Source organism: Streptomyces sp. 891-h (genome assembly GCF_022760275.1).
GTDB classification, from domain to species: domain Bacteria; phylum Actinomycetota; class Actinomycetes; order Streptomycetales; family Streptomycetaceae; genus Streptomyces; species Streptomyces spirodelae.
The window spans coordinates 333502-359576 of the sequence record NZ_CP050693.1 but is presented as its reverse complement, the minus strand read 5'-3'; the positions used below and the strand labels follow the sequence as shown (position 1 = coordinate 359576).

Here is a 26075-nt window from a genome sequence, read left to right as displayed (position 1 = left end):
ACGGCGCGAGTTGCCGCACGGAGGCCATCCTGTCGGTGGGTCACGCCATGATGTACGGGTGACGGATTCAGGTGGTGACTCGCTGGGCCAGGACGAGCTGGTGATCCTTGTGCACGGCACCTTCGCCGGTGACAAGGACGGCAACGACGAGGGGCCGCGCTGGTGGCAGCGCGGCAGCGACACATGGAGGTGGCTGGAGGACAACCTCCCGGCAGGGGTGAGCCTTCCGCACAGTGGCAGGCTGTTCCACTGGAGCGGTGCGAACACCCAGTCGGCGCGGCTGTCCGCCTCCATGGAACTGCTGGCGCTCCTCGTCGAACTGGAACGGAAAGGCCGCCCGTATCACCTGGTCGGGCACAGCCACGGTGGCTCGGTCATCTGGGAAGCCCTCCTGACCAGCCACGTCCTGCAGCGCGGGGGAACGCTGGCCGCCCACCTGTACTACCCCTTGGTGCGCCGAGGTGTCGTCACCGGTGACGCATCCGGTACCGATGTGACGGGGAGCCGCTTCCTCGCCGAGAGATACCGGCAAGTGAGCCAGGAGCTGGAGCTCGGCCGCCTGCGGAGCTGGACGACGATCGGAACCCCCTTCCTGTGCCATCTGCCGCAGGGCGGTCTGCTGGCGACAGGGTGGCGTGAGGGGAAGTTCTCCCTGGCGGACGCGGTGAGTCGCCGGGATGTCAGAGCCCCGCGCTGGACGATGCTGCTCGCTCTCGCCTACATGCTGCTGGTGTTCTTCCCGAGCATGGTGTTGTCGCTCGCCTTCTCGTGGTTCGAGCTCTCGTGGATCATCCGCCTGGTATGGCTGCTCCTGGCAGCCTTGGGGCTGAAGTACACATTCCGGGTCACTGCACGCGGAGAAGTCGCCCACGCGCTGATGATCCGCGCCAGGCTCGCCCGGTCCGCTTTCGCACGCTTCCACTCACGGTGGCTGGGCCTGTACGCGGCAACGGACGAAGCGATCAGCGGACTCCGTACGCTGTGCCCGCCCGACGCCCCCGGATACTCCCAGTTCTTCGTACCGGCCGCACAGCGCGAGGTGCCGCGGAAGCCGGCCGGCGCGTGGCCGCGCGTGCCCACGCTGCTGCGATTGAACGCCCCGCTGAAGGACATCGCGCTCGCTCCGCAAGCCTCGATGGGATACGGGTACTACTACCCCGGCTCCACCCCGACCGGCGGCGCCTATGGCCTGATCAACAAATGGCTCATGCCGAGCGTCAACGCGGCGCTGGCCAAACGGCTGCTGCGCACCGGCCAGGGGTGCGACGTCCCGTACACCGACCTCGTCCACGTCTCGACGTGGCCCCTGCCCCTCGACGGGGGTGCCGCCGGACTGCCGGACCGGGTCAACACGGCGCTGGAGACCAACGCCATGGCCCACGCGGGGTTGCTGGGCCTGGAGGTTCGCCAGATGATCGCCCGCGCGGCCATGAACGGCAACAGGCTGACGGGAGTCGTCACCGGCCGGCAGCCGCAGATCTCCACCAAGGCGCTGGTGCATACGTCGTACTTCGACGATCAAGACGTGCTGCGCATGATCCGCCACCACATAGCCACTTCCAGCCGGACCTGCCGGACGGAAGCAGCCGCAGCGGACGCGGCGTCAGACGTCCGGGAGTGGATAGCCGCGGCACGCGAGCGCGTGGCGGGCAGGGCGACGCAGGGAGGCGGCCGGAGCCTCCCGCGTTGACTCGCGTCTTGTTCACACGGGCCAACCGGTCTGAGCGGGTGCGCGATCACCGTTCGACCCCCGGCGCAGGCCGCCTTCGTCGTCGTACAACTCGAGTCCGAAGCTGAGCCCGAACCCTGAGAGCAGTGCCGCCAGAGTGTCGAACCAGACCGGGTCGATGACGCCGTGCAGAAGGATGTCTGGCCCCTCAACAGGAACAAGGTCGACTTGGCACCAGTTGGTTTCGACTTCATACGCAACCGAGGAAGACGCTCGGGTCCTCCAGCCGGTGCGAGCGAACCACTCGGCCACATCGGAGGCGTTCAGGCGGCCCCGCAGCACGCCGTACAGATTGTTGTCGGCCGCACGCCAGTTGGGGGTGAGGCCCCACCCGTCGTCGTCCGAGGATTTCACCCTCGCATTCTGGTGCACGTGGGCGGCGTGCGGCGTCTTGGGGTGAACGGTCAGCGGGTTGGGTCGGGGAGGGGGAGGGAGGGGAGGCGTTCGGGGTCGGAGAGGATGTCGATCGCGATGATCTTCTCGCCGCTGACGGTGAAGCTGATGACCGAGAACAGCTCGCCGTCCACGGTGTTGATCAGTCCGGCCGTGCCGTTGACGAGCGCGGGGCGGCTGGTGGAGGTGGTGGCCATGCGCTGGAAGGTGGCGGCCTGACCGGCCACCGACTCGATGCCGCACAGGACCCTCATGCCGCCGGGCAGCGCCTTTCCACCGTCGGCGCGCAGTACGACTTCAGGGTGCAGTACGGCTACCAGGGCATCGAAGTCGCCGCCGCGCGCGGCGGCGAGGAAGGCGTCGACGACCCGGCGCTGCGCGACCGGGTCGGGGTCGGGTTCGGGGGCCGCGCCCCGGACCCGCTGCCGGGCGCGGCTGGCCAGCTTGCGAGCCGCGGCCGGTGTGCGGTCGATGACCGGGGCGATCTCCTCGAACGGCAGGCCGAACATGTCGTGCAGGACGAAGGCGAGCCGTTCCGGCGGGTTGAGGGATTCCAGCACGACGAGCAGGGCCAGCCCGACCGAGTCGGCGATGAGGGCCTGCTGTTCGGGATCGGTGACCTGCTCACTGACGACCGGGTCCGGCAGGTGGGCCTCCAGAGGATCCTCACGCCGTTGTGTACGTGAGCGCAGCATGTCGAGGCAGACCCGGCCCACGACCGTGGTCAGCCAGCCACCGAGATTGCCGATGTCGTCCGTCCCTGTCCTGGCTAGCCTCAGCCACGCCTCCTGTACGGCGTCGTCGGCCTCGGCCAGGGAGCCGAGCATGCGGTACGCCACCGCTCTGAGGTGGGAGCGGTGCTCTTCGAACCGCTCGGCCAGGAAGTCTCGCTCGTTCATCATCGTCCCGTGGGTCGTTCCGTGGATCGTGCCATGGTCGGTCTCGCTGGCGTCAGTGCTCTCACTCTCACCGCACTGACGAATCGGACGCCGACGATGTGACCACCCCCACGGCCCGCGGCCGCCGAATGGTCGCGGAACCGCCGGTTCGTCGGCTCGCCGTCACGTACGCGGATCCGGCCGGGGCCCGGGGGCCCGCCTCAAGCCCTCGGCCGGATCAGCCTGGTGTCACGCGGCCGCGCTCACTCCCACGGGTCGGTGAACGACCGTCCCGGGACGGGCTTGGCGATGAGCGCGAGGGGCGTGAAGAAGTTGACCTGCCCGATGGCGATGGTCAAGGTGGCGAGCGCCTTCTCGTCGTAGTGCTCGGACACCTGGGCGTACAACTCGTCGGGCACCCGCTCGCTGTGCGGCGCGGACGGCCGCAGAACCGCCTCCACCAGAGCCAGCGCGGCCCGCTCGGCACTGGTGAAATACGGCGCGTCCTGCCAGGACGCCACCGCGGTGATCCGCTCCTCCGATTCCCCCGCAGTGCGCAGGAATCCCGTGTGCAGAACGGTCAGATAGGTGTTGCCGGCGATCTGACCGGCGCGCAGCTGGACGAGACTGATCGTGGTCCGCGGTACCGAGCGGTTCCCGGTGGCTTTGAACAGCGCCGCCGAAACCTCCGCCAGTTCGGGGACCAGCTCAGCGGGGTCCTGCCGCATCCGCGGCCCCTTCGGCACCTCGGCAGTGATCGGGCGTGCTTCCATCGTCGTCTCCCCTTCGGGCTTCATATCGCTGACACCGCCTTGACGGACCGGAGCGGTGGAATGTGACCGATCGACGGAACTCAGGACCGGGGGAGGGCAGAAGAGCGCGACCGAGCACGTCCGAGGACCGTCCGTTGAGGCACGACTGCGGCGCAACTGATGCACAATGCCCAGGTGAGACCACGTGAGGCAGCCGGCGCGGCAGGTATCGGCGTCGTTGCCGCCAGCGAGCACATCGGCCGGCCCCGCTTGCACAGGGCCCTGCCGGCCCTCTCGGCGCGTCTGGTCGTCAGCCTCGGGCCACCCATGGACATCCGGTACGGCGGGCACGCCCGGAGCACGCAGGCCGTGATCGCCGGGATGATGCGACCCGGCGTGGCCACTCCTGCCCTCACCCTGCGGCCCAGCCAGCCCATCGTCTACGTCGATCTGTCGCCCTTGGCCGCCCAGCGTCTGGTCGGCGTACCACTGAGCGAAGTGGATGCGGGCGGAGTCGACGCCGATGCACTCCTGCCATGGATGGGTCGGCTGAGCGAGGAACTGGCCGACCGCCCGGCCTCCCAGCGCGAGACGCTCATGCGGCTCCGGCTCCTCGAAAAGCTGGCGCGTGTGGAGGGAACTGCACAGCGCTGCGGGTCCCGGGACGCCTTCGAGGCGCTGAAGATCATTGAAGCCGGCGGCGGGCAGGTGTCCGTCGAGGAGCTGGCCCGGCGGGTCCACCTGAGCCCGCGCCGCTTGCGGCAGGTGATGCGGAGCGAACTCGGCATCGGACCGAAGTTCGCCTCGCGCGTCGCACGGCTGGCCGCCGCCGTCCGCCGCGTCGGCGACGGGGCCGATTCCTGGACCCGGATCGCGGCCGAAAGCGCCTACCACGACCAGAGCCACCTCGTGCACGACTTCCGCGAGCTGATGTGCACGACACCGACCGCGTGGCTGGCGGAGGAGGGCCGAAATCTACAAGGCCGGCGACGCCCGGCGCCGTGAACCTTGAGGCATGACCACTGAACTCCAACTCCACCCCAAGTTGCTCGTGTCCGACGCCGACGCCGCGATCGATTTCTACGCCAAGGCTCTGGGAGCCACCGTGACCCTGCGAGTGGCCGACGACGCGGGAGTCGTGAACCACGCCGAACTCACCCTGGGCTCAGCGGTCCTCGCGCTGGCCCAGAGCGTGCAGGAGTGGGGCTGGCACGATCCCGTATCGGTCGGCGGCTCACCCGTTCTGATCACCGCCGGTGTAGCCGACCCGGACGGGACGGCGGAGCGCATGGTGCAGCTGGGCGGCGAGCTGGTGATCCCGGTCGAGGACCGCCCGTACGGCAAGCGGCAAGGCAGGGTGCGGGACCCGTTCGGCCACCTGTGGGTGATCAGCGGGCCTCTCCGGGGGGACACCGAACAGCCCGCCTGAGATGGTGGCTGGACGCCCCCGGGCCTCGCGCGAGAGGCCGGGTCCTGGGCCCAGGTGAGGGTGTCGCCGTGGTGCGAGGTTTCGGGGGAGACTGGTGCCGTACGCAGCAGACTGTGAGGAGTTCACGCACCGATGGCCAGTCCCCGCCGGGGTTCCGCACCACGCCAGCCGACGATCGCCGATGTCGCGCGGGCCGCTTCCGTCTCCCCTACGACGGTCTCGCACGCGCTCAACGGGCTGGGCAAGGTCGACCCCCGCACGCGGGAGCGTGTCAAGCGGACGGCCGAGGAGCTGGGCTACCGCCCCAATCTGCGGGCGCAGCGGCTGCGCCGGGGTGAGGCCAAGGCGATCGCCTTGCTGTCCTCCATGCCGCTGGCGGTGGCCGGGGGGCCTTCCCGCCTCGGCTTCTACATGGAGGTGGCAGCGGCCGCCGCCGAGCACGCGCTGGCCCACGGTTTCGCGCTGGTGCTGCTGCCGCCCGGGGAGAAGGGCGAGGGGCTGCGGACCGTGGACATCGACGGGGCGATCGTCGTGGAGCCGGGTGAGGACGATCCGCTGGTCGCCGAGTTGACCGGGCGCGGACTGCCCTGCGTGGCGCTGGGCCGCCCGGTGCCGGACGCGAGCCCGGTGCCGTACGTGGATCTGAACGGCGAGGCGGTTGCCGAGCTGCTGCTGGACCACCTCTTCCGGCAGGGCGCCCGGCATCCCGCCCTCGTCACGGCGGCCGGTACCCGTTCTGCGGCGGTGGACGCACGGGCCGCCTACGCCCAGGCCGCCGAACGGTACGGGTGGCCGCCGGTGACCGCCACGGCGGGGGAGTCCGGGGGTGAGCAGGCCGGCTACGAGGCGTGCGCGGCGCTGCTGCGCGAACACCCGCGCACCGACGCGCTGTGCGTACTCGTCGACGCCTTCGCCGTGGGCTCGGTGCGAGCGGCCCGGGACAGCGGACGCCGGGTTCCCGACGACGTCATGGTCGTCACCCGGTACGACGGCCTGCGCGCCAGGACCTGCACACCTCCGCTGACGGCTGTCGATCTCCACCTGGAGCAGGCAGCGGCCGACGCGGTCGAGCTGCTGCTGCGGCAGCTGCGCGGCGCCCCCGCCACCCCGCTCCGAGCCCCGGACCCCCGCCTGGTGCCACGTGCGTCGTCCAGCCGCGGGCCCGAGGACGCCGATGGTGCCGAGCTCGGGTCCCGGGCATGAGGACGAGCTCGGGGACCGGGCATGAGGATCAGATCCCGAGCATCAGTACCAGCCCCGAGACCAGCGCGAAGACCAGTACCGCCAGCCGCAGACGGCGTGCGTCGAGCCGGTGGTGCACGTACCGGCTCAGCGCCGCACCGGCGGCGAGCGCCGGCAGCACCCAGAGCACCGTGCCGAGCCGGTCCGGGGTGCCGCGCCCCGTCGCGAACAGCAGGGCCAGCGAGGCGATCTCGCCCACCAGGAAACAGACGGCGACCGTCGAACGCAGTTCGGACGGCGGCCGGTGCTGGTAGACCAGGGCCAGCGGGGGGCCGCCCACTCCGGTGGCCGTCTCGGTGATCCCGGTGACCAGCCCGGCTCCCACGTACGCGCCGCGCCCCGGAGCGAACGCCGGGGCCGCCAGACTGACCAGCGCGGCGAGTACGGTCGCGCCGCCGACGAGGACCCCCAGGTCGTGCTCCGGAACCGCCGCGAGCAGGAGCAGCCCCGCAGGCGTCGCCGCCAGCCGGGCAGCGGTGATCCAGCGCGCGCCGCGCAGATCCAGGCTGGACCGCTCCCGCCAGGCCACGTACAGGTTGAGCGGAATCATCGACGCCAGCAGGAAGACCGGGAGCAGCCCCGGGTCCACCAGCCCCGCCACCGGCGCCACGATGAGCGCATAGCCGAGTCCGCTGGCGCCCTGTACGAAGGCGGCCGCTGCCACCGTCAGCCCCAGCAGGAGCAGCAGTTCGCCGCTCATCGGCTGCTCCCCGGCACGCCGTGGCCGCCGCCGGGCCCGGCTGCCGTACGAGGCCGCCGCCCGGTTCGCGCGGCGGACTGCTCGGCCCGCCCGGCGTGCCGCCCGGTATGCCGCGCGGCTTGGGTGGAGGGTGGGTGGACCCGGACGACCGGTGCCCGCCCCACCACCTCGCGGGCCAGCTCAGCGGCGCGCCCCACCAGTTCCCTGCCGTCCCACGTGACAGGCCAGCCGTGCCACAAGCGCAGCCGGCCGGCGGTGAAGACCGCACTGATCTGATCGCGGTTGCCGCGCCGCACCAGCTCCCAGGGCAGGTCGTGGGAGGGGCACATCTCGGGGCCCGTGAGGTCGAGGAGCAGGAAGTCGGCTGCGGCACCCGCCGCCACCACTCCCGTACGCACTCCGTTACCCGCTGCGCCGTCACCCAGTCCGACCGCTTCGGCACCCAGCCGGGTGCCGTGGTCGAGCCACGTCCAGCCACCCCCGCACGAGGAGTCACCGCCGGCCAGTCCGTGGACGAGCCGCTGGGCGGTCTCGGCGGCGTCGAGCAGCCGGAAGGCGTCGCCGCGTGTGCCGTCGCTGCCCAGCCCGAACCGGATACCAAGCTCGGCCATGGTGAGGGCGGGCGCGACAGCGTTGCCCTTCCACGCACTGGCCACGGGGTTGTAACTCACGGCTGTGCCAGTGTCCTTCAGCAGGGTCAGCTCGCGCGGGGTGAGCAAGGTGGCGTGCGCGGCCAGCAGGTGCGGTCCGAGCACGCCCAGACGGTGCAGCTGCTCCAGGGGGCGCAGGCCGTGCCGCAGCAGGGAGCGTTCGACTGCGGCGAGGTGTTCGTTGACGTGGATCTGCAGCACCGCTCCGGCCTCGGAAGCCAGCCGGGCCATGGCTGCGAGGGTCTGCTCGGTGGCCGCCTCCGGTATGGAGATCGCCGGCGAGGGGTGGATCAGCGGGTCGCCCGCATAGCGGGTGAGATGTTTCTCGGCCCGGGCACTGATCTCCTCGGCGGTGCCCGAACTGCCCGACTCGGCGCCGGGTTCCGCGTCGTTGCAGATCTGTCCGAGCACGCAGCGCAGCCCCGCGTCGCGGGCGGCGGACGCCACCACCTCGACGTCGACCGGGGCGCGCGTCCCGGCATCGGCCACGGTGGTGAATCCGCCGCGCAGCGCCTCGAGCGAGGCGAGCTTGGCCGCCACGTATGCGGATTCCTCGTCCAGCGCGCTCTCCAAGGGCACCCACACCCGCCGGAATATCTCCGACGGTTCGCCGAAGGCCAGCGCGGCGCCGAAACTCTGCGTGAGGTGGTGGTGGGCGTCGATGAAGCCTGGCAGCAGTGCGGTGCCGGGCAGTCGGACAGCTGTCAGCTGCGGGAAGTCGCGGGTCAGCCGGGCGGCCGGGCCCACGGCGGTGAACTCGGCGCCCTCCACGACGACCGCGTGGTCGTCGGCGGGACCGTCGGGGAGCAGCACGGTCTCGGGGACGAGCAGCAGGGGTGCGTCGTCGTCGCACGCGAGGGCGCCGGGTCCGGAAGAGTCCAGGGGGTGCATGGTGTCCTTGTGGTTCGACGTGGACGTTGATGTGAGTGGGTCGAGAGCAGGTGTGAGCGATCAGCGGGCGGGGGCTTCTTCGGCGCCCGCCGCAGCGGCAGCTCCGGTGTCGGTTCCGGTGGCAGCTCCGGTGTCACTACCGGTGCTCGTTCCGTCGTCAGTTGCGGTGCCGGCTCCGGTGGCTGGGGTGGTGCCCACAGCCGTCGTGGTACGCGTTCGCCAGGGCGTCCGGTGGAAGAGCGCGTGCAGTACGGCCGCGCTGAACGCGCCGACCGCGACGCCGCTCTCCAGCAGAATCCGCAGGTTCGCGGGCAGGTGACCGTAGACGCCGGGCACCAGGATCGGCAGCAGTCCCAGCCCCAACGCGACGGCCACGATGAAGGTGTCAGCGTGGTCGTCCAGCCCGCTGCGTCCGAGCATCTGCACGCCGAGCACCGTGATCACTCCGAAGACGACGAGCGCGGTCCCGCCCACGACCGGTGCGGGAATGGCGTTGACGAGCCAGGCCACCGGCGCGAGGAAGCCGACGGTGATCAGCACGAGGCCCGCCGCGACCGTGACGAAGCGGCTGCGGACGCCGGTGATCCGTACGATGCCGATGTTCTCCCCGCTGGTGACCATCAGCGGAAGCCCGAAGAACCCACCCGCCAGCGAGATGACGGCGTCGCCCCGGATGGTCTTCGGCGCGTCGCGACGGGCGTCCGGCTCCTTGCCGACTGCCTCACTGTTGATCACTGTCTGTCCGGTGGCCTCGGCCATCGAGGCGAGGCTGTAGACCAGCAGCGGCAAGGAGGCGAGCAGGTTGAACTGCGGGCTGCCGAACGGCATCAGCTGCGGTGCGTGCAGCAGCGCTCCGCCGTCGGTGGCATCCAGCTCCACCCGCCCCAGCAGCGCGGCCAGCGCCGTACCGGCCAACAGGCCGAGCAGCACGGAGAGCTGGCGCAGCGTTCCGCGCAACAGCGCGAAGGCGACGACGGTACAGCCGACCGTGGCCAGGCCGAGCAGCAGGGCACGCGGTTCACCGAACCCGCTGCTGCCCGGGCGCCCGGTGACCAGCAGTGCGCCGACCTTCACCAGGTTCACGCCGACGATGACGATCATCGTCCCGATGACCAGCGTGGGGAAGAACTTCAGCAGCCGGGAGAAGAGCGGCAGCACCACGAAGTAGAAGACAGCGGTGATCATGACAGCGCCGGTCGCGGTGCGCAGCCCGTGCTGGTCGGCGATGGAGAGGAAGAGGATCAGCGGCGCGCCGCCGGGCAGCATCACGAACGGCAGCCGCGCGCCGATGCCCCAGGGGCCCAGCGACTGGAGCAGCGAGCCGAGTCCGGAGAGCACGAACGCGGCGGACAGCAGGTTGGCCGTGAGCGACGGGGACAGCTGCAGCGCTGAGCTGACCAGGAAGACGCTGGAGATGGGTGTGGCGGCCATGACCAGGAAGTGCTGGACACCGAAGAGAAGCATCCGGTGGAGTGGGCGGTAGTCGTCGACGGGGTGTGGCTGTCGGCCGTCGGCCCCTGGGGCGTTGCGTGGGTCCGGGCTTCGGCGGAGAGCGTTGCGTATCGACACGGGTGAGTCTCCGTTTCGGGTTCTGCTCGCTCGGTTTCTTGGCCTGCACAATCGGGCCCGGACGGTGGCCAAATCGATTTGGCCAAATCGATTTGGCCGTCAGTATGGGCGGCGGGTCTGGGCCAGTCAACAGATGGCGCACGGCGCTGTACGCGGGGGAGGGGGCCGCCGTTCCAGGGGGCTGCCGCCAGGGGGCTGTCACTCGGGGGCGGCCGGGGGGGCGTCGCGCCCGGGTGCGCGGCGGGTGGCCGTCGGTCCTGTGGAGGGGCCGCCGGAAGGCGCCCGTCCGCCGGTGGTCTCGGACCCACTTCGAACGTGACGCAACCCTTGGCGGGGGAGGGCGTGAGGTGTAATACATTACGCCACGCGCCAGAACCACCACCTGCACTCGCTGTCGCGGGGAGGTGAACACGACGAGCTGCGGTTCCGACCCGTCAGGGCGCGGTAGTCCCCAACCTGCGATTGAGCCATACGCCCATGAGTTGAAGCGGCATACGGCCGCCTGCCGACGAGGCTCGGCAGGCGGCCCAGGGGAGGAGAACGCGGGCGGTCAGGCGCCCGCCGGCGCACGGCGATGCCGTGTGAACCGGCATGGGGCGAAGGGCCGGGCTGTGGTGGCGGCGTCGGACGCCCGCCGACCGCCCGCGATCTGTGCCGCGATGAGTTCCGCCGTCACCGGCGCCAGGGTCACGCCGAGCATGCAGTGCCCGCTGGCGACCAGCACGTTGTCCCTTCCGGGCAGAGGGCCGACGACGGGCAGCCCGTCGGGCGTCATCGGACGCAGGCCAGTCCAGCCGCGCGGCTGTGCGCTCGCGGGGAAGTCGGGGAGGAACGCATGAGCTGAGCGGACGATGCCGCGCAGCCGATGGAGATCGACGGCCCTGCCGTAGCTGCCGAACTCCATGGTTCCGGCGAACCGCAGCCGGTCCGACAGAGGTGTCACGGCCACCTTCGCCTCACCGAGGTAGACGGAGTGACGCAGCGTCACGGCGCCGTCGCTGACATCGAAGCCGTACCCCTTGCCCGGCTGGATGGGCAGCGGGAATCCGGCCAGCCGGGACAAGGGGCCCGTATGTGCTCCGGCGGCGAGGACGAAGACATCCCCGCTGATCTCGTCCCGTCCGGCCCGGACCGAAGTCGCGGCCGGTCCCCGGAAGCGAATGTCAACGACCCGGGCGTTGCGCACAAAGCGGACGCCGAGCTCCGCGCAGCGCTCTGCCAGGCCCTCGAGCAGCCGGACCGGGTCGACGTGGCGTTCCTCCGCGCACCGGAGGCCCGCCCGTACGTGCGGCCCCAGCGCCGGTTCGAGGTCCCGGAGTTCGTCACCGGAGAGGGGAACAGCCGTGTGGCCGATCCGCTCCAGGGGCGCTGTGTCCGCTTGGTACGCCCGCATGGTTTCGCGGGTGTGGAAGGCCATCAGATGGCCCGTGCGGTGGTACTCGAAACGGACGCCGTCCATGTCGTACGCGTCGAACAGCGGGACCGTTCGCGCGTTCAACGCCGCCAGGGCTTCAACCCCGTGGCGGAAGTCCCGGGGATTGCAGTGGCGCAGCAGGCTCGCCATGAAGCGCACATGCTCCGGGCGCAGGGAGGGGCGGATGTAGAGGGGACTGTCCTTCCTGGCCATCCACCGCAGGGCCTTGCCGGGCATGCCGGGGGCGGGAACGGGAGCCGACATGATGGGCACGACCCAACCGGCGTTGTTGACGGACGTTCCGGCTGCACCGTCGCTCGCCGCGTCCACCACGGTGACGGTCAGTCCGTCGCGGGCGAGCCGGTAGGCGGCGGCCAGTCCGATGACTCCGGCACCGACGATCACTGCGCTGTCTGCCATTGCTGCCCTTTCACGGGTGGGCCCGGGGCGAGTCCTGTCAATTGCGGAAAGCGAGCCCGGTCAGTCGCGGAAAGCGATCCGATCAGTCGAGGAACTTGTCGGTCAGAAGGCGGGCGACGGCCCAGTCCTGCATGGCGACGCCGACGGTCTTGAACACCGTCCGCCTGCCGTGATCCGCCGAGGTGTCGGTCAGCGCGGTGCCCAGTTCGGTGAGAGCGTCCTCGGTGAGAGCGCCGGCTTCGAGGGCGTGGATGATCTCGCCGGACTCCTCCAGGATCGCGTCGAGTTCGTCGATGACGACGGTGCTCGTGGCGAGCAGCTCGTCGGGCAGTTCGCGCATGGTGGGTCGGTACGCGCCGATGGCGTTGACGTGCACCTGTGCGGGCAGGGCGGACTCCGGGAAGAGCGGGCTGGCCGTATTGGTCGCGCAGCAGACGATCTCGGCTTCCCCAACGGCCGCCGCGGGGTCTTCAGCCGTCCCCAGTTCCACTCCGGGCAGCTCGGGTGCCAGCGTCTCGGTCAGCCCCAGGGCACGCCGCGGGTCGGTGTCCACGACCGTCAACCGGCGCAGCGGCCGGACCGCGTGCACGGCGCGGACCTGGTCGGGGGCCTGTGCGCCCGCTCCGATCAGGGTGAGCCTTCCGGCTTCGGGCGGGGCGAGAAGGTCGGTGGCGACGCCGACTGCCGCGCCGGTGCGCAGGGTGGTCACCGCGCTCGCGTCGGCGACCAGGCTGTCCGGGCGGCCGGTCTCGCTCCAGACGACGGTGCCGGCGATGGCGGGCTGTCGTCCGAAGTCGAGACTCAGCGTCTTGATCATGGCGGACGAGGTCGGCCGGTGATGTGCTGACATCACCAGGAACTGTCCGTCCCGCAGCGCGGTACGGGTGGGCATCTCGAACTCGCCGTTGGCCAGGTCGATGAAGCCGCTGCGTACTGCGTCGATCGCCTCGCTCATCGACACGGCTTCGCGGATGTCGCGCTCGTCGACGGTGATGGTCTTCATTGCACCCCCAGAAGTCGAGTGTGTAAGGTATTACACCTCACCATGCTCAGCAAGGGGACGTCGACCCTTCGGAGGTTCCGTGTTATGTATGAGGTGTGACCACTTCGCGCCCGTCGGCGGGGCCGGCGACCAGCCCCCAGCTCAAGTCAGTCAGCCTCCGGGAGCAGGCGCGAGAGGCGGTACGGACCCGGATCGTGCTGGGGCAGATCGAGCCCGGGCAGGTGGAGAGCGTCATCAATGTGGCCGCGACACTCGGTGTCTCCGTCACCCCGGTCCGAGAAGCGATCATGGACCTCGCGAATCTCGGCATGGTCGAGATCATCCGCAACCGCGGCTTCCGGGTCCCGGTGCTCACAGAGCACGACCTCGACGAGATCTTCCACATCCGCACGATGCTCGAAGTGCCCGCCATGGCCGAGCTCGTGAAGGTCCTGGACGGGGCACCCGTGCCGGAGTTCCGAAAGCTCGCCGGGCAGCTCACCGACGCCGCACGCGAAGGAGACCTCATCTCCTTCCTCGACCTGGACCGGCAGTTCCACCTCGGCCTGCTGGAACTGCTGGGCAACCGCCGCCTCGTGGCCATGGTCGGCCAACTGCGCGACCAGGCCCGTATGCGGGGGTTGCAGAAGCTGGCCGATCAAGGGGAGCTGACCCAGTCCGGCGAGGAGCACATCGCGCTCGTGGACGCCATCGAATCGGGGGACGGGGAGCTGGCCGCCGACCTGATGCGCAAGCATCTCGCCCACAGCCGCGGAATCTGGGCAGGCCGGGCGGAAGCCGACTCCTGATACGAGCGCGGCCCGGATCCCCCTCAAGCCCGGCGCCGTTGAAGTGGAGGTTCCGCCGATGACCGAACTGCGGCTGACCGGTGACGAGCAGGCGATGCTCGACGGCGAGGCGGGTGAGGCGGTCGCGCTGGCGATGCGCCTGGTCGTCGGAGTGGCCCGGGCGGGCGGCGCGCGGCAGCTGCTGCCGGTCGGCTCCGTCCACGTCGACGGCTGTCTGTACCACGGACCGGCCGGGCTCGACCTGGCGGAACGGCTCGTGAAGTCGGGCGGCGAGGTGGCGGTGCGTACGACGCTCAACGTCGGCTCCCTCGACATGCTGCACCCCGGCCTCGTACGGGCCGACACCGCACTCGCCGACGGCGCACGGCGGTTGATGGACGCCTACGTCGCGCTCGGTTGCGAGCCCACCTGGACATGCGCGCCCTACCAGCTCTCCCACCGCCCGGCCTTCGGCACGCATGTCGCATGGGCGGAGTCCAACGCGATCGCCTTCGTCAACTCGGTACTCGGTGCCAGGAGCGACCGCTACGGGGACTTCCTCGACATCGCCGCTGCGCTGACCGGGCGGGTGCCGGCGGCCGGACTGCACCTGGACTCCGAGCGCCGCCCCGTGCTGGTGCTCGACTGCTCCACGGTCCGCGAGGACCTGTGGGAACAGCACGCCGCCTGGGCGGCGCTGGGCATGCTGCTCGGCGAGAAGGCGGGCACCCGTGTCGCCGCGCTGACCGGGCTGCCCGGCTCGCTCGACGACGGCGTCACCGAGGACCGGCTCAAGGCCCTCGGCGCGACAGCGGCCTCCGCGGGCGGTGTCGCACTCTTCCACGTCGTGGGCGTGACGCCGGAAGAGGTGACGACCGACGGACTGCCGACGCACGCGGTCACCACCGCCGACCTGTTGGCGGCGCGCGGCCGGCTGTCCACCGCGGCGGACGGCCGGATCGACGCGGTCAGCCTCGGCACACCGCACTTCTCCGTCACCGAGTTCGCCGCGCTGGCCCGGGAGGTGGGCGAGGGCCCGCGCTTCGCCGTACCGGTCTACGTCTCAACAAGCCGTGCCGTACTCGCCGAGGCCACCCGGCTCGGACTCGTCGCCCCGGTGGAGGCGGCGGGCGCCCGGATCGTCACCGACACCTGCACCTACCTCACTCCCGTGCTCGACCCCGGCGTACGCACCGTGATGACCAGCTCGGGCAAGTGGGCCTGGTACGCCCCCAACAACCTCGGCATCGACACCGTGCTGGGCAGCCTCGCGGAGTGCGTCGCCTCCGCCCGCGCCGGAGAAGTGGTACGCGATGACGACGCCTGGAGCTGAGCTGTGACCCCTGCACCCGAGCTGTACGGCCGCACCCTGCACTCCGGCCAGGCACGCGGCACGGTGCTCCACCTCGACGAGCCGCTGTCGTTCTGGGGCGGTGTCGGCGAGGACGGCACCGTCGTGGACGTGCACCACCCCCAGCACGGCCAGTCGCTCACCGGGCGCGTCGTGGTGATGCGCTCAGGGCGGGGGTCGAGCTCGTCAGCGGCGGTGCTCGCCCAGCGCCTCCAGGACGGCACCGCACCGGCCGCGCTGGTCCTCGCCTCCTGCGACACCATCCTCGTCGTCGGGGCACTCGTGGCCGCGGAGCTGTACGACGTGCACCTGCCGATCGTCCGGGCCGACCCCGGAGCGATCGCCACCCTGGCCGGGCACGTACACGTGACCGCGCGCCCGTCCGGTGAGGCGCTCGTACGGGGCGGCGCCTGAGCCTGAGCAGCCCCTCCGGTGGACGTACGCCTCAAGGCACAAGTGGACCGGCCGACCTCAGGACGGGGTGCACGCCTGGGCGACGGAGAGGCTGTTCTCGTAGAGGTGGTGACGCGTGATCCGCCCATTCTCGACGGTGAGGCGCAGGGCGAACGGCCCCTCGAAGGACTTCCCTGTCGCCCGCACCGTGCCCGAAAGGTGCCCCATCAGGACGGCGTCGGCACCGTCCACCAGGAAGGTGTCCACGGAAGCGCGCGTGTCCTCGGCCACCGTGTGCTCCGCCAACTCCGCGGCCTGCGCCGCGCATTCGGCGCCGGTGGAGCGCGGCCGGATCCACGGGACGCCGGGGTTGTCCGCGAGCAGCCAGTCGACGTCGTCCGCGAAGAGCGCGACGAGCCGTTCGCCGTCACCGGCCAGCCGCGCGGACAGGAACTCCTGGACGACACGATGAGTGGTCTCGGCGACTGAGTCCGTTGCGGTGTCGGGCGGAGTGACGGTCATGGCGTGCTCCTCTGGCCTGTGGTTCGGAACCCTCGTCCGGGTCCCGCGTTGACGTGCACCACACTGCCGGGCCGGGGAACGCGGGTCGATTACGTCAGGGGTAAAGGCCGGGGCCGCCGCTGCGGCGTCCCCGGCTCCATCGTCCACGGAGGCGATGCGGGTGACGGCCTCGGCCAGCGTCTCGGGCGCGCAGGCGAAGTTGAGACGGGCGAAACCGCGCCCTCCGGTGCCGTATCCGAGTCCTGAGGTGAGTGCGACCCGTGCGGTCTCCAGCAGATGTGCGGCGGGATCGTCGGCCCGGTCCCGGGCCCCCGGGCTTCGGCGATCCAGGGGGCTCTGGGAGTTCCGGGGGCTCCGGGGGAAATGGTCGCGGAAGTCCAGCCAGGCGAGGAACCCCGCGCCCGGCGGGCGGTAGCCCACGCGCGGGAGGTGCTGGGTCAGCAACTGGCCCAGGAGCTTCCGGTTCTGGTCGAGCGCCTCCACGACCTCGGCCAGCCACGCGTCACCGTGCTCGTACGCGGCGACGGTGGCGAGCACGCCCAAGTGCCCCGTACGGAAGAGGGAGTGCGGTGAGAGGCGGTCGACATACCGCTTCGGGGCCGGATGGGCGGTGACGACGGTGGCCGCCTTGAGCCCCGCCAGGTTCCAGCCCTTGCTCGCGGAGTGGAAAGCGAAGCCCTGGCGACGGGCCGCGTCCGACACGGAGAGGAACGGGACGAACTCCGCGCCCGGGAGGGTGAGCGGTGCGTGGATCTCGTCGGAGAGGACGTGGACACCGTACCGGTCGGCCAGTTCGGCGAGCGCCGTCAGCTCCGACCGGCTGTGCACCAGGCCGAGGGGATTGTGCGGGTTGCACAGCAGGTACGCCGCGGTCTGCGGCGCCGCGAAGGCTTGCTCCAGCGCGTCCAGATCGAGCCGCGGTTCACCGCCGCTGTCGCCCACGGAGGCGAGGGGAGCCTCCACCGGCCGGGCGCCGACCTCCCGTATCCACCAACTGAACGGCTCGTACACCGGCGGGCTCAGCACGACTCCGTCACCGGGGGAGACCAGGCGGCGCAGCGTCTCCACGATGCCCAGTCCCACGTCCGTGACCGTTCGGACGTGCTCAGGGTCGACCGTCCAGTCCCACGCGCGGCGAGCGTAACCGCACAGCGCGAGGGTGAGCTCCCGGGTGGGAGCCGCGTACCCGGTGTCGGAGCGGTCGATGGCCTCGCGGAGCGCCTGGACCACCGGTTCGGCCAGCACGTAGTCCATTTCCGCGACGGGGAGCGGCAGTACGTCCGCCGGATGGCTGCGCCACTTGGCGCTGCGGCGGCGACGGAGGGTGGCGAGAGGAGGGACGAGAGGGGGCACGCGAGGGGCGAGAGGGGAGTCGAGGGAGCTCTGTGTCGTCATAGGGCGATCCTGCGGCCCTCCGCGGTCGCACCGCTTCCGATAAATTGCCGACCGATGACGAAAACCCGCCACACCGGCTCCGCAGGCCTCACCCCGCACGGCTCCCCTCGTCACTCCCCGCGCGCCGTGACGCGGACGATCGCCCTGTCGCCGGGCGCCGAGGTCGACGCTCACTGGCACGACGAGCACCAGATCGTCTACGCCGGGCGCGGAGTCGTCTCCGTCACCACCCAGGCGGGGAGCTGGGTCGCACCCGCCACGCGTGCCCTGTGGATCCCGGCCGGTACGCCGCACCAGCACCGTGCCTACGGCACGACCGATCTCCACTTGGTGGGGCTGCCGGTCCAGGACAACCCGCTCCGGCTCGACCGTCCGGCCGTACTCGACGTCAGCCCGCTGCTGCGGGAACTCCTCCTCGCCTACACGGGGAACTCTCCCGACGCGGGGAGTTCCACCGACCGGCGGAACTCCCGGGGCACCGCCGCGGAGCGCCGACGGCTGCGCGCCGTACTGCTCGACCAGCTACGGCGCTGCGCGGGCCAGCAGCCCGTCCACGTGCCGACCGCCACGGACCCACGACTGGCCGCGGTCTGCGGACTGCTGCACGAGGATCCCGCCGACCCCCGCACCCTGGCCGAACTCGGTGCCGCCGTCGGTGCCGCCGAGCGCACCCTGAGCAGGCTCTGCCGCGCCGAGTTCGGTATGAGCTTCCCGCAATGGCGCACCCAGCTCCGTCTCCACCATGCCCTGCGGCTCCTCGCCGAGGGCAACTCGGTGACCACCGTGGCCCACCGCTGCGGATGGGCATCGAGCAGCGCCTTCATCGACGTCTTCCGCCGCGCGTTCGGCCATACGCCGGGGCGGCAACCCATGGACCGCACCTCCGCTTGACGGCCAACTCCCCACACACACCACACTGATGGGCCAGTCTTGCTCTTGTTTCCCAGCGCCCAGCTGGAGAAGGGACGGCAGGCATGGGTGAGAGTGCCCTGCTCGTGATGGACGTCCAGCGGGACATCGTGGACATCGCCGACGTCGGCCCCGGGTACCTGCCGCGGCTGCGCAGGGCCGTCGACGGCGCCCGCGCGGCGGGGATCCCCGTGATCTACGTGGTCATCGCTTTGCGGCCGGGCCGGCCGGAGGTGAGCCCGCGCAACAAGGTGCTCACCAACGCCGTACAGGCCGGCCTCTTCAGCGAGGACGAGCCGGGCACCGGAATCCACGACGGCATCGCGCCCCAGCAGGGCGAGCCCGTGGTCACCAAGAGGCGGGCCAGCGCCTTCTCGGGCAGCGACCTGGACTTGGTGCTCAGGACTCGCGGTATCAACAGCCTCGTTCTCACGGGAATCGCCACCAGCGGCGTAGTGCTCTCCACCCTGTGCCAGGCCAACGACCTGGACTTCGGTCTCACCGTCCTGTCGGACGCCTGCCTCGACACCGACCCCGAGGTGCACCAGGTGCTCATCGACAAGCTGTTCCCGCGGTGGGCCGAGGTCGTCACCGTCGAGGACTGGCTCGAAGACATCACACCGCGATAGGGGGTGTTCGCCACCACTGCCGACCGACCCAGCACCAGCTCCACCAGCGTCAGCACAGCGGCCAACCGCTGCGAACGCAGCTTGGCCGTGCCCCGACCCGACCCGGACTCGATTGCTCACTGCCTCGAGTCGAGCAGCGCGGTACCGAGCGGGGTCGGGCTGTGGAGTGCCGTGTTGCGGTGCCGGGAGGTCCGGATGAGTCCGGCCGCACGCAGCACGCTTGCATGTTCGCTGGCGCTGGGAGGCGCGATCCCGCTGAGGGCGGCCAGTTCCTTGGTCGAGCAACCCGGGTGCTCGGCGATGGTGAGCAGAACAGCGGCCCGGGTCCGGCCGAGGAGCGAGGCCAGTGGTGAGCGGCATCCGGAGCGGGCGTGCTGTGCCGGTGGGACGAACAGCGGGGCGGAGTCGGAAGTCCGGGTGTGGCTGACGGGATACCTCATCACGGGCTGCGGCTCGGCATCGATGTCCACAGCGGGCCCGTCCGCGCCGAAGAGCGAGGGAACGAAGAGCATTCCACGGCCCCCGAGATGCAGGTCGCCGTCGAAGCCGGAGAGCATCGCGAACTCCAGGACGGGCGGATTCCAGCGGACACGCTGGGGGTGCACCGAGGCGAGGAGCGCTTCCACCCCTCCATCGAGGACCTGCCGCATCCGCACGTCCCGGTCGGCTGCCGCCTCCCTCGCGAGCTGCTGCCAATGCGGGGACAGCAGCACGGCACAGACGTGGTCCAAGCTGTCGTAGAGCTGCCGCTGCAGTTCCGGGTCGTCGGCCAGGTGGTGCGCCCAGGACGGGAGCGGCTGCCACTCCGCGACATGGGCGAGATCCTTGCGAATCAGGGAGCGAGGGGTGGAGCGCGCCCGCTCCAGCAGCTCCTGCGGGCTGCCCTGCCCTGCAGAGGTCAGGAACGTAGGAGCCCAGCCGCCGGGCGGGATCAGGTCGAGGACCATACGCGCCTTGGGTTTGAGACCGGCGAAGACGCTGCGCCGCCACGCCCCGAACCGTACCGGGTGGCTGCGACCTTGGAGTGTGCGTACGGCGGCACTCAGCTCCATCAGCGGCGGAGGCTGTGCCACACGGGTCCGTGCCAGATCCTCAACCGTGAAATGAATGCGGTAAACCACGCTCGGCCCCCAGCTCGGTACGCCAGTCCGGGCAATCCTCCGGGTTTGCCGTTGTTCGGTCCAGACCGAATCACGTCGTCAGAACCCCTCGGTGGGCGGAGAGTTGACGTCGACCGAGGGGAGGCCCTGGGGGCCGCGGGGCGAAGGTGGAGGCGAGGGGCGGAGGAAGCGGAGGACGATGTACGGCCGAAGCGCCTGCATCCTCGCCCTCGCCTTCCCGACCACGACCTTGACAAGGCCCTGGCTCAGCATCACGTCGACAAAGGAGGGAAACCGTGAGACGTATCCTGCTGGCTCTCATTGCAGCGATAGGCCTCATCATCGCCATACCGAGTTCGGCGAACGCGGCCGACGAGTGGTACACCTCGAGCAACTATCCCAGCGACAAGGGCTACGGGTATGTAGGCTCCTCCAGCAGTACGGTAAGCGGGGTGTACCAGCACCTGACGATGTACCGGGAGAACAACTACGTCGCCCTGTGGGCCAGCGTGGGGGACGAAGCGACTGACGGCTACTGCGCAGGGCAGGAGATCGCCTACCAGGTCTATGTGAATGGGTCCTGGTCGTCGGATTACCACAAACGGATGGTTCCGGTCCATGACTGCTCGACCAATGGCGTGGACAATTTCGGCGGCTATTTCTACAGCAAGTACAAGACGCGCAATGTCCACTCGCGCGCCTGCCACGTCGATTCGAGCGGCCGTAAGATCCACTGCGAGGGCACGTGGCACGGGCCGATCTGACGGTGACTTGTCGCAATACGAAGGCCCCGCTCTCCCGTGAGCGGGGCCTTCGTGCTTGTGGTCGTCATCGGGCCGAATCGGCCCGAGCTGTCGAGCAGGGCCGGGCCGCCGCCGGGTGCTGGGATCTCGCGGTGTCGGCAACGACCTCCGCGAGTCGCGATGAGTTCTGCGGTGTTCAGCGGTCTTACTGTCGGAACCGTCACCGAGGAGGGCTTCTGATGCGCAGCGTGACCTATTCGATGAGCGTCTCACTTGATGGCTATATCGTCGGTCCGGACGGCGATTTCGACTGGTCGGTGCCGGACGACGACGTCTTTCGCTTCTGGATCGACGAGATCCGGGATGTCGACGTCCATCTGCTGGGAAGACGGCTGTACGAGACGATGCTGTACTGGGAGACCGCCGATCAGGATCCGTCGCTCGATGAATCGATGCTCGAATGGGCCGCGCTCTGGAAGCCCCTCCCGAAGGTGGTGTTCTCCACCACCCTGTCGGCGGTGCAGGGCAATGCCCGCCTGGCTTCCGGCGGCCTCGCGGAGGAGATCGAGCGGTTGCGGGCCGAGCCGGGGGAGGGCGACATCGCGATCGGCGGCGCGACTCTCGCCGCCGAGGCGGCCGCGTCGGATCTGATCGACGAGTACCGGGCCATGGTCTACCCGGTGCTGGTCGGCGGTGGCATTCCGTTCTTCCCCCGGCGCGAGCGCCGGGTGGATCTCGAACTGGTCGAGACCCGCACCTTCAGCTCAAGAGTCGTCTACCTCCGCCACCGCGTGGCGCGGCGCTAGCCGGCTCGTCCCCGGAGACCCACAGCGCGGTGCCCTCCGGCACGTGAATCCCACTGTGCTTTCAGGCGCAGCAGTCGCAGCCCGGGCGGCAGTCGCACGAGTCCTCGGCCGCACCGTCCGAGGGCTTCAGCAGTGCGGTGGCGGGAGGGGCGGCGCAGCAGCCGTCGCCCCGCCATGCTTCGCGGCCTTCCTTTACGGCGACGGCGGCGATGAGCAGGGCTGCGATCGGGTCGGCCCAGGACCAGCCGAGGGCGGCGTTGAGGAGCAGACCGACCAGCAGCACGGCCGAAAGGTAGGTGCACAGCAAGGTCTGCTTGGAGTCGGCCACCGCACTGGCGGAGCCGAGTTCGCGCCCGGCCCGGCGCTGGGCGGCCGACAGGAACGGCATCACGGCCAGCGAGAGCGCGGCGATGACGATGCCGGGCAGGGAGGAGTCGGCCTCACCGCTGCCCACAAGTGCGCGGACGGCGTCCGCCGTGACGTAGGCGGCGAGCGCGAAGAAGGAGACGGCGATGATGCGCAGCGTCGTCTTTTCCCGTGCTTCGCGTACCGAGTGCTCGCGGGCGGAGAACTGCCAGGCGACCGCGGCGGCGGAGGAGACCTCGATGAGCGAGTCCAGGCCGAAGCCGATCAAGGCGGTGGAGGAGGCGAGCGTTCCGGCGGTGAGGGCGACGGCCGCCTCGATCGCGTTGTAGGTGATGGTGGCGGCGACCAGCAGCCGTATTCGCCGGGCCAGGACCTCGCGCCGCTGCGGTGAGGGGGCGAGGGAGATGGCCATCAGCAGCATCCCTCGTCGGTGGCGTCGGCGCAGTGCCGGTCGGCGTCGACCGCGACGACGGCTGTCCGCAGGTCGTCCAGCGCGTGGCCGAGTCGTGCGTCGGCCAGCTCGTAGCGCGTGCGGCGGCCGAGGGGCACCGCGACGACCAGGCCGCAGTCCCGCAGGCACGCCAGATGGTTGGACAGCCGGGTACGGGAGATCCCCAGCTGTTCGGCCAGGTCGGACGGGTGCGCCGGAGCCTCGCGCAGCGCGAGCAGCAGTTGGCAGCGGATGGGATCGGCCAGCGCGCGGCCGAACCGCGCCAGTACGTCGATGTCAGCAGCAACAGTCAGCACAGTCGATGACTGTACACGATGTCGTGAATTCACGAGAACGTGGATTGAGCGAAGGAGTGCAGGACTCGTCCGGCGTGAGCTTGTCGGACATCTCCTGAGGAGCGCCGGAACACAGAGTCTCCGCCGCGGGGAGAAAGAGGGAGAGCTGGGTGGAAAGAGACGGCTGGGATGGGACGAGGAAGGGGTCGGCGGCTGTGGATCTCGTGTTGCGCCCGGGTACCGGGGACGATGCCGAGGAGTGCGGCAGGATCTGTTTCGAGGCCTTTGCCGGGATCGCTCACGCGCACGCTTTTCCACCCGACGTACCCAGCCCCGAGGTGGGCACCGAACTGATCCGGGCGGAGCTGGCCCACCCGCAGGTCTACAGCGTCGTCGCCGAACTCGACGGCCGGGTCGTCGGAAGCAACTTTCTCGACGAGCGTTCGTCCGTCGTCGGGGTGGGACCGCTGACCATCGATCCCGCCGTTCAGAACCGAGGTGTGGGCCGTCGGCTGATGCAGGACGTGCTGGAGAGGGCCACCGAGCGCGCCGCGCCGGGCATCCGGCTTATGCAGAGCGGATACCACACCAGGTCGTTCTCGCTGTACGCGAGCATGGGCTTCGAGTTCCGGGAGACGGTCGCGTGCATGCAAGGACCCGCGATGTCACGCGAGGTCCCCGGGTACACCGTCAGGGAGGCCACGGAAGCGGACCTGGGCCGCTGCGACGAACTGTGCCGACAGGTCCACGGCTTCGACCGGGGTGGCGAGGTCGCCGATTCGCTGGGGCAAGGCACGGCCCGTGTCGTCGAGCACCAGGGACGTATCACCGGTTACGCCACGGACCTGGCGTTCTTCGCACACGCGGTGGCCGAGACGAACCCGAGCCTGCAAGCACTGATCGCCTCGGCGCCGAGCTTCGGCGGCCCCGGCATTCTCGTTCCCGCGAGCAACAGCGCGCTGCTGCAATGGGGACTCGCGAACGGCCTGAAGGTGGTGCAGTTGCTGAGCCTGATGACCACCGGCCTCTACAACGAGCCCGCCGGGGCGTACCTGCCCTCGATCCTCTTCTGAACGGGCTCGCCGCCGGACCCGGCTCCGACCCGGCGCGCGACTTCGACGGCGGACTCCGCGACTTCGACTGCGGTCTCCGCGACGGCGACGACCCCTCTTCAGGGGCGAGCGGGGGTCGTCCCGTCGTGGCGCTCGCGGGATCGCTCGAGGAACTCGGCGATGTGGCGGGCCAGCTCCGGGCCGGCGTCCTCTTGCAGGAAGTGCCCGGCGTCGCGGATGACCGGGTGGTCGTGCCCCTGCGCGCCGCGCATCTCGTTCCGGAAAAGCGGCGCCATGCCCGCGGTGACGGGGTCGCTGTCACTGAACGCCACCAGCATCGGCGTCGGGCTGTCGCACAACGTGGCCCAGGCGGACCGGTTGGCCGCGGTCTCGGGATCGTCGGGCGAGGTGGGTACCAGTCCGGGCATCGCCCGGGGGCCGGCGCAGTAGGAATCGTCGGGGAACGGCGCGTCGTAGCAGGCGCGTTCCGCGTCGCTCAGAGGACGCCGACACCCGGACTGGACAAACCGGCCGACGTCGATGGTGGGCTGTCTCTGGATGGCTCGGCGGAACTTCCACCACACGTCGGGCATCGGGACGTCACCGCTGGGCAGGCCGGTGTTGGCCACCACCAGTCCCGCGAAGCGCTCCGGGTGCTCGGCGGCCAGACGAAGCCCGATCAGGCCACCCCAGTCCTGGCCGACCAGTGTCACACCGGTGAGACCGAGCTGGTCGAACACCAGGGCGCGTACCCACTCGATGTGGCGGGCATAGGTGTGGTCGTCCACACTGGCGGGCTTGTCGGAGCGGCCGAACCCCACCAGGTCGGGGCAGATGACGCGGTGGTCGGCCGCGGCCAGTACCGGGATCATCCGCCGGTACAGAAACGACCAGGACGGCTCGCCGTGCAGCATCAGTATGGGAGCCGCGTCAGCCGGGCCCTCTTCCACCCATGCCATCCGCAGCGTGCCGCCCTCGTCGTCGGACATCTCGGCGTACCGGGGTTCGTACGAGAAATCGGGGAGATCGGCGAATCGGTCATCGGGGGTGCGGAGAATCTGCATGGACGTCGACTGTAGTGATCGCGCAACCGCGTGGCTGCCCCGCGAGTCGAATCCGGGACCGGCTGCAGGGAGCGCCCGTGAGGGCGTCGACCGAAGCCGGCGCCCTCTCCTCCCATATGGCAGTTGGTCAGCGGTGCGAGTTGGCCAGCAGGCCGGTGGCGACGTTCACGCGGTTCCACGCGTTCACCGACGCGATGGCCATCACCAGTGCGGCGAGTTCCTCCTTGGCGAAGTGGCGGGCGGCTCTGTCCCAGGTCTCGTCGGACACTGCTTCGGGGGTGTCCGCTGTCCGCGTCATCGATTCGGCGAGTGCCAGCGCGGCACGTTCCCGGTCGGTGAAGAACGGAGTGTCCCGCCACGCGGCGACCGCCCACAGCCGTTCGTTGGTCTCGCCTGCGGCGTTGGCCCGGTGCGAGTGCAGGTCGACGCAGAGGGAGCAACCGTTGATCTGGCTGACCCGCAGTCGGACGAGTTCCAGTACGTCGTCAGGCGCGGGACTGTTGTGCAGGAACTCCTCCATCGCGGACAGGGCCTGATAGCCACCTCGAGCGATCTTGTACACATCGGCCATACGCGGCTGCTGCATGCTTGATTCTTCCTTTCCTGTATATTGAATGTTCAGGTTCGGGCCCAGCTGAAGCCGCCGCCCAGGTGGGCGGCGGCTTCAGCGGCCGGATTGCGTCAGGCGGTTCCGTGCGACCCGCGGTGCGTCGGGATGTTTGCTCTCGACCGCGTTTTTGATGTCGGCGAGCGTCTGCCCGGCGAGCTCACGCCGCCACGCCAGTTCTGCCCGGCTCATCGCCTGGGAGACCAGGCAGCGGCTGCGGTAGTCGACGTCCGACCGCCCACCGGGTCCGTCGCGCATGATCTGCTGGCAGCGGAACGCGGGCTGCTCACCCTCGATCGCGACCACCACATCGAGGAGAGTGACCTTGGCCGGGTCGCGCGCGAGCCGGAATCCGCCGCGTGGCCCGGAGGTCGAAGCGACGATGCCCGCGCGGGCCAACGCCTGGAGCTGCCGGTTCAGATATGCCGGTGGCAGATCGTAGAACGCCGCCAGCTTCCCCGCCGGCACGGCTCGGCCCTCCGCCCAGGCGAGGTTGAGGCAGCTGTGCAGGACCCACTCCACACCCTCGCTCATCTGCATTCCTGGATATTAAACATTCAGGATCAGTTCCTTCA

27 protein-coding genes and 1 pseudogene are annotated in these 26075 nt (G+C 70.2%); 12 read left to right on the top strand and 16 right to left on the bottom strand.

What is annotated here, in order from left to right; translation table 11 throughout:
• Positions 1–58: 58 nt before the first annotated feature.
• Positions 59–1690, top strand: a complete 1632-nt coding sequence (locus HC362_RS01690; RefSeq protein WP_243081981.1) for a hypothetical protein — start codon at positions 59–61, stop codon at positions 1688–1690.
• Between the two features lie 12 nt (positions 1691–1702).
• Here the strand turns inward: HC362_RS01690 and HC362_RS01685 are convergent, their stop codons facing one another.
• The 3 genes from HC362_RS01685 to HC362_RS01675 form a co-directional block, all read right to left on the bottom strand.
• Positions 1703–2083 carry a hypothetical protein gene (locus HC362_RS01685; RefSeq protein ID WP_243081980.1) on the bottom strand — a complete coding sequence of 127 codons (381 nt, stop codon included), beginning with the start codon at positions 2081–2083 and terminating at the stop codon, positions 1703–1705.
• Positions 2084–2133: 50 nt separating this feature from the next.
• Complete coding sequence (gene sigJ, locus HC362_RS01680; protein WP_243088312.1) at positions 2134–3021, bottom strand: RNA polymerase sigma factor SigJ; 888 nt, start codon at positions 3019–3021, stop codon at positions 2134–2136.
• Between the two features lie 242 nt (positions 3022–3263).
• Positions 3264–3773, bottom strand: a complete 510-nt coding sequence (locus HC362_RS01675) for a carboxymuconolactone decarboxylase family protein (RefSeq protein ID WP_243081979.1) — start codon at positions 3771–3773, stop codon at positions 3264–3266.
• 174 nt (positions 3774–3947) lie between these two features.
• Between HC362_RS01675 and HC362_RS01670 the strand changes: the two genes are divergently transcribed.
• The 3 genes from HC362_RS01670 to HC362_RS01660 all read left to right on the top strand — a co-directional run bounded on the left by HC362_RS01670 (position 3948) and on the right by HC362_RS01660 (position 6384).
• Positions 3948–4757 carry a helix-turn-helix domain-containing protein gene (locus HC362_RS01670; RefSeq protein WP_243081978.1) on the top strand — a complete coding sequence of 270 codons (810 nt, stop codon included), beginning with the start codon at positions 3948–3950 and terminating at the stop codon, positions 4755–4757.
• 10 nt (positions 4758–4767) lie between these two features.
• The gene (locus tag HC362_RS01665) at positions 4768–5181 is read left to right on the top strand and encodes a VOC family protein (protein ID WP_243081977.1); all 414 of its coding nucleotides are present in this window, start codon (positions 4768–4770) and stop codon (positions 5179–5181) included.
• Between the two features lie 132 nt (positions 5182–5313).
• The gene (locus HC362_RS01660) at positions 5314–6384 is read left to right on the top strand and encodes a LacI family DNA-binding transcriptional regulator (protein ID WP_243081976.1); all 1071 of its coding nucleotides are present in this window, start codon (positions 5314–5316) and stop codon (positions 6382–6384) included.
• Between the two features lie 28 nt (positions 6385–6412).
• On the opposite strand, the gene HC362_RS01655 is transcribed toward HC362_RS01660, so the two are convergent.
• The 5 genes from HC362_RS01655 to HC362_RS01635 all read right to left on the bottom strand — a co-directional run bounded on the left by HC362_RS01655 (position 6413) and on the right by HC362_RS01635 (position 13070).
• Entirely contained in the window at positions 6413–7123 is a 711-nt protein-coding gene (locus HC362_RS01655; protein ID WP_243081975.1) for a sulfite exporter TauE/SafE family protein, read from the bottom strand.
• Positions 7120–8664, bottom strand: coding sequence for an amidohydrolase family protein (locus HC362_RS01650; RefSeq protein ID WP_243081974.1), 1545 nt, complete (start codon positions 8662–8664; stop codon positions 7120–7122). Before HC362_RS01650 ends, HC362_RS01655 begins: the two co-directional genes overlap by 4 nt.
• A gap of 60 nt (positions 8665–8724) precedes the next feature.
• The gene (locus HC362_RS01645; RefSeq protein WP_243081973.1) at positions 8725–10128 is read right to left on the bottom strand and encodes a solute carrier family 23 protein; all 1404 of its coding nucleotides are present in this window, start codon (positions 10126–10128) and stop codon (positions 8725–8727) included.
• Positions 10129–10783: 655 nt separating this feature from the next.
• Entirely contained in the window at positions 10784–12067 is a 1284-nt protein-coding gene (locus HC362_RS01640; RefSeq protein ID WP_243081972.1) for an FAD-dependent oxidoreductase, read from the bottom strand.
• 82 nt (positions 12068–12149) lie between these two features.
• Complete coding sequence (locus HC362_RS01635; RefSeq protein WP_243081971.1) at positions 12150–13070, bottom strand: ornithine cyclodeaminase family protein; 921 nt, start codon at positions 13068–13070, stop codon at positions 12150–12152.
• Positions 13071–13165: 95 nt separating this feature from the next.
• Here HC362_RS01635 and HC362_RS01630 point away from each other — a divergent pair, with 95 nt between their 5' ends.
• The 3 genes from HC362_RS01630 to HC362_RS01620 are packed head-to-tail and all read left to right on the top strand — an operon-like array spanning position 13166 to position 15602.
• Positions 13166–13858 carry a GntR family transcriptional regulator gene (locus HC362_RS01630; protein WP_243081970.1) on the top strand — a complete coding sequence of 231 codons (693 nt, stop codon included), beginning with the start codon at positions 13166–13168 and terminating at the stop codon, positions 13856–13858.
• Between the two features lie 58 nt (positions 13859–13916).
• Positions 13917–15170, top strand: a complete 1254-nt coding sequence (locus tag HC362_RS01625; RefSeq protein ID WP_243081969.1) for an aconitase X catalytic domain-containing protein — start codon at positions 13917–13919, stop codon at positions 15168–15170.
• A gap of 3 nt (positions 15171–15173) precedes the next feature.
• On the top strand, positions 15174–15602 hold the full coding sequence (locus HC362_RS01620) for a DUF126 domain-containing protein (protein WP_243081968.1): 429 nt from the start codon (positions 15174–15176) through the stop codon (positions 15600–15602).
• A gap of 57 nt (positions 15603–15659) precedes the next feature.
• Here HC362_RS01620 and HC362_RS01615 read toward each other — a convergent pair whose 3' ends face one another.
• Positions 15660–16103, bottom strand: a complete 444-nt coding sequence (locus HC362_RS01615; protein WP_243088311.1) for a nuclear transport factor 2 family protein — start codon at positions 16101–16103, stop codon at positions 15660–15662.
• Between the two features lie 165 nt (positions 16104–16268).
• A pseudogene (locus tag HC362_RS01610) lies at positions 16269–17498 on the bottom strand (aminotransferase class I/II-fold pyridoxal phosphate-dependent enzyme); the annotation flags it as partial.
• Between the two features lie 54 nt (positions 17499–17552).
• Here HC362_RS01610 and HC362_RS01605 point away from each other — a divergent pair.
• Positions 17553–18389, top strand: coding sequence for a helix-turn-helix transcriptional regulator (locus HC362_RS01605; protein ID WP_243081967.1), 837 nt, complete (start codon positions 17553–17555; stop codon positions 18387–18389).
• Between the two features lie 83 nt (positions 18390–18472).
• A complete protein-coding gene (locus HC362_RS01600) occupies positions 18473–19036 on the top strand; it encodes a cysteine hydrolase (protein ID WP_243081966.1) in 564 nt (187 codons plus the stop codon).
• 116 nt (positions 19037–19152) lie between these two features.
• Here the strand turns inward: HC362_RS01600 and HC362_RS01595 are convergent, their stop codons facing one another.
• Positions 19153–20109 carry a winged helix-turn-helix domain-containing protein gene (locus HC362_RS01595; RefSeq protein WP_243081965.1) on the bottom strand — a complete coding sequence of 319 codons (957 nt, stop codon included), beginning with the start codon at positions 20107–20109 and terminating at the stop codon, positions 19153–19155.
• A gap of 323 nt (positions 20110–20432) precedes the next feature.
• Here HC362_RS01595 and HC362_RS01590 point away from each other — a divergent pair, with 323 nt between their 5' ends.
• Both HC362_RS01590 and HC362_RS01585 read left to right on the top strand, forming a co-directional pair.
• Positions 20433–20900, top strand: a complete 468-nt coding sequence (locus HC362_RS01590) for a hypothetical protein (protein WP_243081964.1) — start codon at positions 20433–20435, stop codon at positions 20898–20900.
• 218 nt (positions 20901–21118) lie between these two features.
• The gene (locus tag HC362_RS01585; RefSeq protein WP_243081963.1) at positions 21119–21685 is read left to right on the top strand and encodes a dihydrofolate reductase family protein; all 567 of its coding nucleotides are present in this window, start codon (positions 21119–21121) and stop codon (positions 21683–21685) included.
• Positions 21686–21746: 61 nt separating this feature from the next.
• Here the strand turns inward: HC362_RS01585 and HC362_RS01580 are convergent, their stop codons facing one another.
• Positions 21747–22472 (bottom strand): cation transporter, encoded by a 726-nt coding sequence (locus HC362_RS01580; RefSeq protein WP_243081962.1) that lies wholly within the window; start codon positions 22470–22472, stop codon positions 21747–21749.
• The gene (locus HC362_RS01575) at positions 22463–22798 is read right to left on the bottom strand and encodes a metalloregulator ArsR/SmtB family transcription factor (protein WP_243081961.1); all 336 of its coding nucleotides are present in this window, start codon (positions 22796–22798) and stop codon (positions 22463–22465) included. Before HC362_RS01575 ends, HC362_RS01580 begins: the two co-directional genes overlap by 10 nt.
• A gap of 317 nt (positions 22799–23115) precedes the next feature.
• On the opposite strand from HC362_RS01575, the gene HC362_RS01570 reads away from it, so the two are divergent.
• A complete protein-coding gene (locus HC362_RS01570; protein WP_243081960.1) occupies positions 23116–23850 on the top strand; it encodes a GNAT family N-acetyltransferase in 735 nt (244 codons plus the stop codon).
• Between the two features lie 98 nt (positions 23851–23948).
• Here the strand turns inward: HC362_RS01570 and HC362_RS01565 are convergent, their stop codons facing one another.
• The 3 genes from HC362_RS01565 to HC362_RS01555 form a co-directional block, all read right to left on the bottom strand.
• Positions 23949–24893 carry a haloalkane dehalogenase gene (locus tag HC362_RS01565; RefSeq protein WP_243081959.1) on the bottom strand — a complete coding sequence of 315 codons (945 nt, stop codon included), beginning with the start codon at positions 24891–24893 and terminating at the stop codon, positions 23949–23951.
• A gap of 127 nt (positions 24894–25020) precedes the next feature.
• On the bottom strand, positions 25021–25479 hold the full coding sequence (locus tag HC362_RS01560) for a carboxymuconolactone decarboxylase family protein (protein ID WP_279240058.1): 459 nt from the start codon (positions 25477–25479) through the stop codon (positions 25021–25023).
• Positions 25480–25557: 78 nt separating this feature from the next.
• Entirely contained in the window at positions 25558–26034 is a 477-nt protein-coding gene (locus HC362_RS01555) for an Rrf2 family transcriptional regulator (protein ID WP_243081958.1), read from the bottom strand.
• Positions 26035–26075: the final 41 nt, after the last annotated feature.

Coding starts and splice junctions, on each gene's coding strand:
- sigJ (WP_243088312.1), bottom strand. CDS start 3,021: ATGAACGAGCGAGACTTCCTGGCCGAGCGGTTCGAAGAGCACCGCTCC.
- HC362_RS01675 (WP_243081979.1), bottom strand. CDS start 3,773: ATGGAAGCACGCCCGATCACTGCCGAGGTGCCGAAGGGGCCGCGGATG.
- HC362_RS01665 (WP_243081977.1), top strand. CDS start 4,768: ATGACCACTGAACTCCAACTCCACCCCAAGTTGCTCGTGTCCGACGCC.
- HC362_RS01660 (WP_243081976.1), top strand. CDS start 5,314: ATGGCCAGTCCCCGCCGGGGTTCCGCACCACGCCAGCCGACGATCGCC.
- HC362_RS01655 (WP_243081975.1), bottom strand. CDS start 7,123: ATGAGCGGCGAACTGCTGCTCCTGCTGGGGCTGACGGTGGCAGCGGCC.
- HC362_RS01650 (WP_243081974.1), bottom strand. CDS start 8,664: ATGCACCCCCTGGACTCTTCCGGACCCGGCGCCCTCGCGTGCGACGAC.
- HC362_RS01645 (WP_243081973.1), bottom strand. CDS start 10,128: ATGCTTCTCTTCGGTGTCCAGCACTTCCTGGTCATGGCCGCCACACCC.
- HC362_RS01640 (WP_243081972.1), bottom strand. CDS start 12,067: ATGGCAGACAGCGCAGTGATCGTCGGTGCCGGAGTCATCGGACTGGCC.
- HC362_RS01635 (WP_243081971.1), bottom strand. CDS start 13,070: ATGAAGACCATCACCGTCGACGAGCGCGACATCCGCGAAGCCGTGTCG.
- HC362_RS01625 (WP_243081969.1), top strand. CDS start 13,917: ATGACCGAACTGCGGCTGACCGGTGACGAGCAGGCGATGCTCGACGGC.
- HC362_RS01615 (WP_243088311.1), bottom strand. CDS start 16,103: ATGACCGTCACTCCGCCCGACACCGCAACGGACTCAGTCGCCGAGACC.
- HC362_RS01605 (WP_243081967.1), top strand. CDS start 17,553: ATGACGAAAACCCGCCACACCGGCTCCGCAGGCCTCACCCCGCACGGC.
- HC362_RS01600 (WP_243081966.1), top strand. CDS start 18,473: ATGGGTGAGAGTGCCCTGCTCGTGATGGACGTCCAGCGGGACATCGTG.
- HC362_RS01585 (WP_243081963.1), top strand. CDS start 21,119: ATGCGCAGCGTGACCTATTCGATGAGCGTCTCACTTGATGGCTATATC.
- HC362_RS01580 (WP_243081962.1), bottom strand. CDS start 22,472: ATGCTGCTGATGGCCATCTCCCTCGCCCCCTCACCGCAGCGGCGCGAG.
- HC362_RS01565 (WP_243081959.1), bottom strand. CDS start 24,893: ATGCAGATTCTCCGCACCCCCGATGACCGATTCGCCGATCTCCCCGAT.
- HC362_RS01560 (WP_279240058.1), bottom strand. CDS start 25,479: ATGCAGCAGCCGCGTATGGCCGATGTGTACAAGATCGCTCGAGGTGGC.
- HC362_RS01555 (WP_243081958.1), bottom strand. CDS start 26,034: ATGAGCGAGGGTGTGGAGTGGGTCCTGCACAGCTGCCTCAACCTCGCC.